Source organism: Nostoc cf. edaphicum LEGE 07299 (assembly GCF_015207245.1).
Taxonomy (GTDB): Bacteria; Cyanobacteriota; Cyanobacteriia; order Cyanobacteriales; family Nostocaceae; genus Nostoc; species Nostoc edaphicum_B.
The window spans coordinates 1-7775 of the sequence record NZ_JADEXF010000122.1; the positions used below are offsets into that span (position 1 = coordinate 1).

Here is a 7775-nt window from a genome sequence, read left to right on the forward strand (position 1 = left end):
GCGTGCATCGCTTCTGGCAAACCCTCAATCGCCTCGGCGATATCCGCAGGCTGCACGGGTACGAGAATAGATTTTGCTCCCTGCAAGTCTCCTGCTTCTAGGAGCATTTGCAGCTGAGTCCAGCAGAACGTCAAGCTACAGCCCAACTATTGGGTTATGAAGCTGATACAGCTGGGCGAATCATGACGCTAGAGTTAATCTCGCTGAAAGAAAACTTGACAGTATCTCAAGCTCTAGAGCGAATTCGCAACTTAGCTAATGCCAGTGAGATGATTTATTATCTTTATGTCATGGATGCGGCAAGGCGCTTAACAGGGATTGTATCGTTGCGGGAATTAGTAACGTCTCAGCCTGAGCAAATTATTGGCGAAATTATGACGCGTGATGTGATATTCGTCCACACTGATACAGACCAAGAAGAAGTCGCGAGATTAATCCAAAGATATGACTTTCTGGCTGTACCTGTGGTAGATCGAGAACAGCGTTTAGTAGGTATTGTCACCGTCGATGATGTGATTGATATTTTGCAACAGGAAACCACCGAAGATATCTATGCCTTGGGTGGTGGTGTGCAGTCGGGGGGCGACAACTATTTTCAAATGAATTTGCTGGAAATTGCTCGGAAGCGGGTTGTTTGGTTATTGGTCTTACTTATAACCAATACCGTCACAGGCACGATTATTAAGTCGCAAGAGGATCTTTTAGCCAAAGTGGTGGCACTAACAGCCTTTATCCCCTTGTTGACTGGTACTGGGGGTAATGTAGGCGCTCAATCTTCCACAGTGGTGATTCGCGGGATGAATACCGATGAAATCCGATCGCTTGGTGCATTGCAGGTAATCAGCCGGGAAGCGATCGCTGGGGCATTATTGGGAGGAATGTTAGGTACGATCGCTACTGTCTGGGCTTATTTTCTGCAAGGACGATTAGAAGTAGCGATCGCTGTAGGCACTAGTTTGGTAGCTATTTCTATTTTGGCTTCGATCTCCGGTTCAGCACTGCCGTTTCTATTCCGCTATCTTCGTTTAGATCCGGCATTAATGTCAGCACCATTCATCACCACAGCAGTTGATGTTGTAGGTGTTTTGATTTACTTCAATTTGGCGCGGGTAATTTTAAAGTTATGAAAAAAGTCATTGGTCATTAGTCATTAGTCATTAGTGAATAACACACTACAAATGACAAAGGACAAAGGACAAATGACTAACTTAACTTTTACAATTCTGATTCCGTATCTGGAGCAACAATTTCGCCAGTACCCAATTGCAGTATCATGTCCTGGTCAGTAATCAATCCGCTAAGTTCCTTCACTTGTAAATTCATGTCTTCACAAGCTTGTCTAAGTTCTCTGGCAAATTTGTTGAGGTCTTGACCATAGCCACATTGATAAGCAGCAGTTTCAATTCCTTGCTGGGCATTTGCTCTAGCACAATCTACTAGTTCTCTGCCATTCAATGGTGTAGGAGATGCCATAGAAGTAGTTATTATTTATTAAATGTTTGCTGTTAGATAGACTATCAATATTCCCACATTTACTCATCCCTCCAATGGAAGACCATCAGGGTATAATTAGAAGTAATTATTTTTTTATCATTAGTCATTAGTCCTTTATTGAAAGTGAATAACCAATGACCAATGACCAATGACCAATGACTAATGACTAATGACTGATTTCTCACTTATCCATTCACAACATCTCCACCATTGACGTGTAACACTTGTCCAGAGACATAAGAAGCATCATCAGAAGCTAAATATACGTAGCTAGGAGCAACTTCTTCTGGTTGTCCGGCTCGTTGCATTGGTACTTGTTTCCCAAAAGTTTCAACTTTCTCTTCGGGAAAAGTTGAGGGAATTAAAGGTGTCCAAATTGGCCCTGGCGCGACAGCGTTAACCCGAATTCCTTTGGATACCAAATTTTTTGATAAGGAGCGAGTAAAAGCAACGATCGCACCTTTTGTGGAGGAGTAATCTAGTAGTTGTGGGCTACCTTTATAAGCTGTTACCGATGTGGTATTAATGATAGCACTGCCTGCTTGTAGATGCTTGAGTGCAGCCTTAGTCATGAAAAACATTGAGAAGATATTAGTGCGGAAAGTTCGCTCTAGTTGTTCTTCGGTGATTTCTTCAATACTTTCTTTTGGATGTTGTTCGGCGGCGTTGTTGACGAGAATATCGAGTTTGCCAAACTCACCAACTGTTTGTTGTATGGCTTGCTGACAAAAGGTTTCATTGCCAATATCACCTGCAATTGTTACTGCACGACGCCCTTGTTTTTCTACCAAATGTTTGGTTTCTTTGGCATCATCGTGTTCATTAAGGTAAAGGATAGCCACATCTGCACCTTCTTTTGCAAATGCGATCGCAACAGCACGACCAATCCCACTATCTGCACCCGTAATCAATGCTACTTTATCTTGTAACTTGCCACTACCCCGATACTGAGCATCATCTGCTTTGGGTTTTGGTGTCATTTCTGATTCAACACCTGGTGCTTCTTGTTGTTGTGGCGGTTGCAATTTTTGCTCTTTTTTCTCTTTTGGTTCTTTTGATTTGGCCATCTGTTTTACCTTGGTAATTGAATATTGAATTGGGCATTGGGAATGAGGAATTGAGAATTGAGAATTAGTTATACTCCATCTTTCTCATTTCTCTTATTCCCTATTTCATAACTAAACCTTGGATCGAAAATTCAACCCAAGGTTTATTTTTTGCTTTGACTCTCACTAGCCATTTGCAATTTTAGGCATTTCTATCCTGGATGTTTGCTAAACTTACTTATTCCTAGCAACTGTGGGCAAATTAGATTATTTATCCTCATACTTGAACATGAAAGTAAGTACACAACTCCAATGTGATGAAAAATTTCTCTTTTTCACCTACTTTCAAGTTAACTATTATATTGCTGTACTCTATCGCCCCCAAGAGGTAAAGTAAGCTGCAATTAGCTCAACCTTAAGACGGAAAATAAATTAAAGAAGTCGGCGATTTGTGGGTGACTATAGTTTGATTGATCCTTGCGGACTTCCGGAAATTTTTTACAAAACTACCTGAATCTTGACACGGCGACTATACATTTTCCAAAAGGGTGCGTGGTGCGCTACATTGAGATTATTAGAGGGCATGGGTTATGGCAACATTAAATATTTCCGAGTTAGAACAGGTTGAAAAGTTTCGCCACTTACAATTAACCCTGCGCGATCGCTGGAAAACGAGCGAACTATTTGACAATAGCGAAGCGGATATTTTAATTATTCCCTCCTTGAGTCTTGACCAAGGGGAACTCCAAAAGATCGAAGGCTGCGAGCATTATGAAGAAAGATTACTATTTTCCTTAATTCGGTTGCGGAATCCCCGGACTCGGCTGATTTATGTAACATCAGTACCGCTGCATCCTAGTATCATTGATTATTATCTGCAACTGTTGCCAGGAATTCCTTTTTCTCATGCTCGCAATCGCTTGCTGTTACTTTCTACTTACGATTCCTCTTTTAAGCCTCTGAGCCAAAAGATTTTAGAACGCCCCCGGTTGCTAGAGCGGATTCAGAAATCTTTGAGGCTAGACAAATCATTTATGATCTGCTACAACTCTTCGCACTGGGAAGGCGAATTGTCTTTAAAATTGGGTGTACCACTGTATGCTGCTGCACCAGATTTACAGATTTGGGGAACAAAAAGTGGCAGTCGGCAAATCTTCAAAGAAAGCGGAGTACCGCATCCAGATGGCAGCGAAAAAATTTGGAACCATACAGATTTGGCAGAAGCTACCGTTGATTTGTGGGAACGCCAACCAACATTAAAACAGGTAGTAGTAAAACTCAACGAGGGCATTTCTGGAGAAGGGAATGCATTGTTGGATCTCAGACCGATTGAGAATTTAGCACCAAACACTGGTACTCATGCCGAAAGGGTAGCTGCAATTAGCGATCGCCTTTCAACGATGCGCTTTCAAGCAAAACAAGAAACTTGGGATAGTTTTTTGGTAAAAATGCCTGAGTTAGGGGCAATTAGCGAAGCATTCGTGGAAGGGGAAATTAAGCGATCGCCCAGCGTTCAAGGACGGATCACACCCCAAGGCGAAGTGGAAATCTTGTCAACTCACGACCAGATTCTTGGAGGCCCAGACGGTCAGATTTATCTTGGTTGCAGGTTTCCTGCTGATGAAAGATATCGATTGCAATTACAGCAATTGGGACTTCAAGTTGGCAGAAAACTAGCAGAAAAAGGTACTTTAGAACGGTTTGGTGTAGATTTTATCGCCGTTGACAAGGGTAACGGAGAGTGGGATATTCAGGCGATCGAAATTAACCTGCGTAAAGGCGGTACAACGCATCCATTCATGACCCTGAAATTATTAACAAACGGTCGCTATGACCTTTCCACAGGTTTATTTTATAGTCAACAAGGTCGTCCAAAATATTACATTGCCACTGATAATCTGCAAAAAGAGCGCTATCAGGGATTATTACCTAATGATTTGATGGATATCATCGCTCACCATAGACTGCACTTCGACAGCTGTACAGAAACGGGTACAGTGTTTCATCTTATGGGTTGCCTTTCGCAGTTTGGCAAGGTGGGACTAACCAGCATTGGTGATTCCCCACAACAAGCACAAGATATTTATAACAAAGTTGTCAAAGTTCTCGATGAAGAAACCCGCAGCGAAAATCGTGACTTATCGGCATTTTCAGATTATTCCTTTCCTGTAGTTTGGGATGAATTATAGGACACAGCAATGCTGATTAGTTCTAAATGCGCTGATCGCTATTAGGTAAATTTTGCTGGTTGCTTGGCTGTTTACCAGATTGCAATTGGGTATATATATAGGTTACTACTGCTAAAGTCAGCCCAATAGCCAACACCACCCCTACGATTCGCAAAAAATTGGGAGTAATACTCCTAGTTAGCTGCTCACTTAGCCTTGGTTGGTAAATAGTGTCATCCGTTCGCGCTTGTGGTCTGCGTTGATTAGACGCAGATCGTGGCTGATACAACGTCACATCTGGTTGCACTTGTTGCCCACCTTGATTAGATACTGGTCGCGGCTGAAACAACGTCTTATCTGGTGACACTTGTTGCCCACCTTGATTAGTTCCTGGTCGCGGTTGATACAACGTCTTGTCTGGTGGCACTTGTTGACCGCCTTGATTTGCTCCTGGTCGCGGTTGAAACAACGTCTTATCTGGTGGTACTTGTTGCCCACTTTGATTAGATCCTGGTCGTGGTTGATACAACGTCACCTCAGGTTTGCTGGTGTTCGGATTATTCCCAGGACTTTGGGGATTTTGTTCAACTGGGTTAAATGGTCTCGGAACGGTTTCGTGATTTGAACCTTGATTGAAACCAGATGGAGGGCGAATAACAGTATCGTCGTTTGATTGTCTGGGAACAGTTTCGTGATTTGAACCTTGATTGAAACCAGATGGAGGGCGAATAACGGTATCGTCGTTCGATTGCCTGGGAACAGTTTCGCGATTTGAACCTTGATTGGAAGAAGGTTGCGATCGCCCAGTAATTTGTCCGGGTAAACTAGATTCTGTGGCAAATTTGGCAGCAGCTTGCAAAGCCTGATTTAGTTCTTCTACCGTTGCAAATCGGTTGGCTGGGTTCTTGTGGAGGCATTTCATCACCACGGCTTCTAATTGTACGGGTAAATGCTCACACCCTGGTTGCTCGCGCAATGGTTTTGGTGGCTCATAAGCATGAGCTAATACCCAAGAAGCCTCACTCACATGACTACCCTTAATGCTGATTCCAAAGGGGTCGGCTGCACTTAGCATTTCATAAAGGATAATCCCTAAGCTGTAAATATCACCTCTGGCATCCAGGTTTTGATCGCTTTGGATTTGTTCAGGAGGTGCGTAACGAAATGTACCGATAAATGTACTAGTTATATTTGTGATATTGGAATTTTCTGAAGATTCACTCCGAATTTTGGCAACACCAAAATCCAAAACTTTTACCCACTCTCCCAAATCTGTCGGGATCAAAAATATATTATCTGGCTTCAGGTCGCGATGAACTACCTGAATATGTTCACTGGTTTTTCCACCATCTCGTTGGAGAGTCACTCCTTGATGGGCAAGCTGTAAACCCTTACAAACTTGCGTCATAATCTTCACCGTCCGCTCAACAGACAGCCGCTTTTCGCGCAGCAGTAATTGCCTGAGAGTTTGCCCCCGCAAATATTCCATAACGTAAAATGGAAAACCTTCCGGGGTTACACCACAATCACTAATCTTAACAATGTGGTCGCTTTGCAAAGCAGCACAAACTGCCACCTCCCGCTCAAAACGCTTTCTCATTTCGAGTGATGCCACTAGCGTATCTTTGAGCAACTTCAAGGCTACCTGCTGACCAACACGGGTGTCCGTTGCCAGGAAAACTTCTCCCATGCCACCCCCGCCCAACCGTCTGTCTAAACGGTATCGCTGGTTATCACCGACAAAGCGACCATTCCAAGAATTTGAAGAAGGTGGGGATTTCATCTGGGGCAACCCATCCTAAGTTACTTTAAGTGTTAACTTTATTTAGAGATAATACTAGTATTACAAATATGATTGCTTCATAACTTAGATGAATATTAGTAATATATACTACTAGCAGTTATCTAATTATACTCAGCTTAACATATTAGTAACTTAAAATAATGTGATAGATTTGATAAATTTTTAAAACTAAGACTTATAGCAGTTTAAATTTGTTCCTGATATTAAGTTAGCGCAAGTCCGACGATAATCGTCTGCTTCAGTAGTACTGAGTGACTAAAAGAGTGAAACCGTAGATCGCAAACTACGAACCTAGCAAGTCAAACTTTACTGACAAGTAATTGAATTTAACACTCTTCTTAAATTACACTGCTAAGTTTGACTAGCTAATCAGGAGGCTAAGATGGAAAGCAACACCGCAACATGGTGGATATATGCATTATTGTCAGCTGGCTTTGCAGCATTGACAACTATCTTTGCCAAAATTGGGATAGAAAATGTGAATGCTAATTTAGCAACAGCAATCCGAACTGTTGTGATCTTAGTAGTTGCTTGGGGGATTGTATTTTTTCAGGGAAACGTAGTTAATATCTCAGCTATATCCCAAAAAACCCTGATTTTCTTATTATTATCTGGACTATCTACAGGGTTATCATGGATTTTTTACTTCCAAGCCTTACAAGTAGGAAAAGCTTCCCTTGTTGCACCAATTGATAAATCAAGCTTGGTACTAGTTTTATTATTTTCAGTCATTTTTTTGGGAGAAACATTAAGCTGGAAGATCCTTTTAGGAACTGGGTTAGTAGTCATCGGCACTTTAGTTTTAATCATTTAAAATCTTAATTAAGCTCGACTCAATCAAAAATTAATAACTTGGTTTTCTTTATCCGGCAAAACCTAGATTTTTGGCAAATACTTTTTTCACATCACAGATTATCGATGAAGTGAAAAAAGTAAAACTACTGTCCCATAAAGGTTTCATCTGAAGCGATCGCGTTGCGAAGCAAATGGATAAAGTCGAGCTAATCGTAAATATTAACTTGACAAGCAAGAATTAATTGTATATACACTTAATTATAATGAAAAAAATTCATTTATGGAAAAGCAAGCTAGTGAGTTAAATTTGACTCAGTTGATTACTATTGAGGATACCTGCGCCTGCTTTAACCTTCGTAAAGCATCTAGAGCAGTTACCAGTAAACCAAAAAGTTTTTGAGAGAAGAGCAATCGCTAGACACAATGTAGCTTATGATACTTAAAAACACAGAATTTTCTGACTAGCAG

General features: G+C 41.5%; 5 protein-coding genes and 1 pseudogene. 3 read left to right on the forward strand and 3 right to left on the reverse strand.

Annotated features, from left to right (window positions below; all coding sequences use genetic code 11):
* Window positions 1–110: 110 nt before the first annotated feature.
* Window positions 111–1127 (forward strand): annotated as a pseudogene (mgtE, locus tag IQ229_RS05495) (magnesium transporter); the annotation flags it as partial.
* An 88-nt stretch (window positions 1128–1215) separates the two neighbouring features.
* On the opposite strand, the gene IQ229_RS05500 reads toward mgtE, so the two are convergent.
* Together IQ229_RS05500 and IQ229_RS05505 are read right to left on the reverse strand one after the other, a co-directional pair.
* Window positions 1216–1473 (reverse strand): hypothetical protein, encoded by a 258-nt coding sequence (locus IQ229_RS05500; protein ID WP_094352695.1) that lies wholly within the window; start codon window positions 1471–1473, stop codon window positions 1216–1218.
* Window positions 1474–1679: 206 nt separating this feature from the next.
* On the reverse strand, window positions 1680–2561 hold the full coding sequence (locus IQ229_RS05505; RefSeq protein ID WP_194041988.1) for an SDR family oxidoreductase: 882 nt from the start codon (window positions 2559–2561) through the stop codon (window positions 1680–1682).
* A gap of 569 nt (window positions 2562–3130) precedes the next feature.
* On the opposite strand from IQ229_RS05505, the gene IQ229_RS05510 reads away from it, so the two are divergent.
* The gene (locus IQ229_RS05510; RefSeq protein WP_194041990.1) at window positions 3131–4729 is read left to right on the forward strand and encodes a peptide ligase PGM1-related protein; all 1599 of its coding nucleotides are present in this window, start codon (window positions 3131–3133) and stop codon (window positions 4727–4729) included.
* A 22-nt stretch (window positions 4730–4751) separates the two neighbouring features.
* Here the strand turns inward: IQ229_RS05510 and IQ229_RS05515 are convergent, their stop codons facing one another.
* The gene (locus tag IQ229_RS05515; protein ID WP_194041992.1) at window positions 4752–6491 is read right to left on the reverse strand and encodes a serine/threonine protein kinase; all 1740 of its coding nucleotides are present in this window, start codon (window positions 6489–6491) and stop codon (window positions 4752–4754) included.
* A 403-nt stretch (window positions 6492–6894) separates the two neighbouring features.
* Here IQ229_RS05515 and IQ229_RS05520 point away from each other — a divergent pair, with 403 nt between their 5' ends.
* Complete coding sequence (locus IQ229_RS05520; protein ID WP_194041994.1) at window positions 6895–7326, forward strand: EamA family transporter; 432 nt, start codon at window positions 6895–6897, stop codon at window positions 7324–7326.
* Window positions 7327–7775: the final 449 nt, after the last annotated feature.